We start from the raw sequence: 2,431 nt of genomic DNA on the forward strand, positions 1-2,431 counted from the left end.
AGATGCTTTTGCAGGAAAGATCTCAAACGAAAGCCCAATCGGTCACGCTTTGATTGGTAAAAAAACAGGTGATGTGGTCACTGTTGAAACACCAGCTGGAAGCTACCAAGTGAAAATTTTGAACGTAGAAAAAACAGCGTAAATATAAAATGCAGGCTCTCCAAGAGGGCTTGTTTCAGATTAAAGACAAAGTCCTCTTAGAACCTTTCCTTAAGTGAGTACGGACGTCAGCGAACTTCTACGAAGTTCCATGACTTAGTTTTGAACCTAAGGTTTCAAAACTCCCCTAGTGCCTGAAACATAATTGTTTCAGGCACTTTTCTCACGGCGGAAAGTTTCGGTATCTGCTCTATAAACCTAATAGTTTATATCATTTTATTTTTTAACATTACTTATGTAAAAACGGTCTTAAAGCAGGCTCTCCTATAGGGCTTGTTTTTTTGTGCTCTTAATCCCCTTGTGAGGGTGTAAATTTTTCGTTGATTGATTGAAAGGGATTAAAAAAGCACCTGAACTAGAGGGTTCAGGTGCTTAAGTAATTCCGCTAGAATTTAGAAGTTTGTACTACTTTCTATTGCGTTGTTTTCCTGCATTGCGGTTGTTTTTTGGTTTGTGTTGAATTTGTGTCGTTGCAGTTGGTGTAACGTCTTTTTTCACACGGTGACTAGTCGCTTTTGGAGGATTATTTTTGTATTCCTCAGCGACCCGCTTACGAAGATTTGGACGAATCAAGTAGTTGATGACAAATTGTTGGATAATTTGGATCACCCCACCGACTACCCAGTAAAGAGTCACTCCGGCTGAAGAGATCAATGAGAAGACACCGATCATAATCGGGCTCATCAGTGATGCTTTACGCATACTTTCCTTTTGGGTTTCATCTTCAATCCCATGAAGAGAGAGCATACTTTGGATATAGTAGAGAACCGCTACGATAGCCGTCAAGAGCAAGCTTGGTTTTCCAAGAGCAATACCAAGGAAACTACTTTCTGCTACACCTTTGGTGTGCTGAGCTGCAAAGAAAAGAGCTGAGAAGAATGGCATTTGGATCAAGAGCGGCAAACACCCAACTCCACCAAACATGCTGACTCCATTTTCACGTTGAGCAGCCATTAATTCCTGTTGCGCCAATAGCTTTTCTTCTTGTGTGCTAGCGTTCTTCATGCGCTCTTGGATTGGCCCAAGGATAGGTTTTAAGTAGTTCATCTTTTCAGATTGGTAGGTTGCCTTCCATGATTGGTACAAACCAAGTGGCAAGATGATTAAACGCACGATCAAGGTGACGATAATAATCCCGATCCCAAAGCCCAAGCCAAGGTTATTGGCAAAGAATTTGATGGCTTCGCCCATTGGACGGCCAAGAAGATTCCAGATCAATCCAGTCGGATTTCCGGTTTTTCGATCGACACTCACGCATCCTGACAAGAAGACAAGCGAAGCTAGTCCCATCGATGTAAGTAATGCAAGTTTATTTTTTTTCACAAATAGTTCCTTCTTTTTTTTAATGTTACCTTTCTATTCTACTGTTTTTTTTGAAAATACACAATAGTTCTCTAGTCTTAATTTGCAATTCTGAAGTCTGTATAGTTTTCAAAGTTTGCGAGCGTAACATCTAAATAAGTCACATGCGCAAAAGGCGTAGGACCTTTGCGAATTTCTTGGATGAATTTGGCCATTTGGCTACTAGACTCTGCCTGGGCCAGAATGCCAACCGTTCCGTCGTCATTATTCCAGACACGGCCAGTAATCCCACCGATCTCTAAAGCAAGACTGTACACTCCCCAGCGAAAGCCAACCCCTTGAACCCGTCCTTGGGCAATCATTTTTACCTTTTGCATGTACGACCTCCTTGACTCGAAGAAATCTATCTGAGGCATGATTTCTTCTTTTTCTTTGTGCTATAATAGTTCTATGAATATTATAACGTCTAAATCAAATAATGTAATCAAAAATGCTAAAAAATTACATCAAAAAAAATACCGGACAGATTCTTATCTCATTGAAGGCTGGCATCTGTTTGAAGAGGCAGTAGAAAATCATGCGAAGATTCGGCAGGTCTTTGTTTTAGAAGCCTATTTAGACCGGGTAGAGGACATCCAAAAAGTCACCGTCGTGACTCCGGAGATCTTAAGTCTCTTGGTAGATTCGAAGACTCCGCAAGGGATTGTCGCAGAGATCGCTCTGGAGCAGCCAGAACTTCCGGATCAGCTACAAGGACGCTTCCTCTATTTGGAGGATGTACAGGATCCTGGCAATGTAGGGACTATGATTCGAACAGCAGATGCAGCTGGCTTTGATGGCGTCATGCTTTCGAAAGCCTCCGCAGATCTATACAGTCTCAAGACCCTTCGATCCATGCAGGGCAGTCATTTCCATATTCCTATCTGGAAACTGGATCGAGAAGAACTATTGGAGCGAGCTGCACAATCAC

The 2,431-nt window shown here is 42.0% G+C and carries 4 protein-coding genes; 2 read left to right on the forward strand and 2 right to left on the reverse strand.

Annotated features, from left to right (window positions below):
• The coding region (locus tag SPADD19_RS11345) for a GreA/GreB family elongation factor (protein ID WP_241496461.1) at positions 1-142 on the forward strand (142 nt) is incomplete at its 5' end.
• Positions 143-564: 422 nt separating this feature from the next.
• Here the strand turns inward: SPADD19_RS11345 and yidC are convergent.
• Together yidC and SPADD19_RS01175 are read right to left on the reverse strand one after the other, a co-directional pair.
• Positions 565-1,482, reverse strand: coding sequence for a membrane protein insertase YidC (yidC, locus tag SPADD19_RS01170; RefSeq protein ID WP_061454987.1), 918 nt, complete (start codon positions 1,480-1,482; stop codon positions 565-567).
• Positions 1,483-1,559: 77 nt separating this feature from the next.
• Positions 1,560-1,838 (reverse strand): acylphosphatase, encoded by a 279-nt coding sequence (locus SPADD19_RS01175; RefSeq protein WP_049488447.1) that lies wholly within the window; start codon positions 1,836-1,838, stop codon positions 1,560-1,562.
• A 73-nt stretch (positions 1,839-1,911) separates the two neighbouring features.
• On the opposite strand from SPADD19_RS01175, the gene SPADD19_RS12255 reads away from it, so the two are divergent.
• A partial coding sequence (locus SPADD19_RS12255; RefSeq protein WP_241496385.1) for a TrmH family RNA methyltransferase occupies positions 1,912-2,431 on the forward strand: 520 nt, incomplete at its 3' end.

It is taken from the genome of Streptococcus parasanguinis, assembly GCF_001578955.1.
GTDB lineage: Bacteria > Bacillota > Bacilli > Lactobacillales > Streptococcaceae > Streptococcus > Streptococcus parasanguinis_U.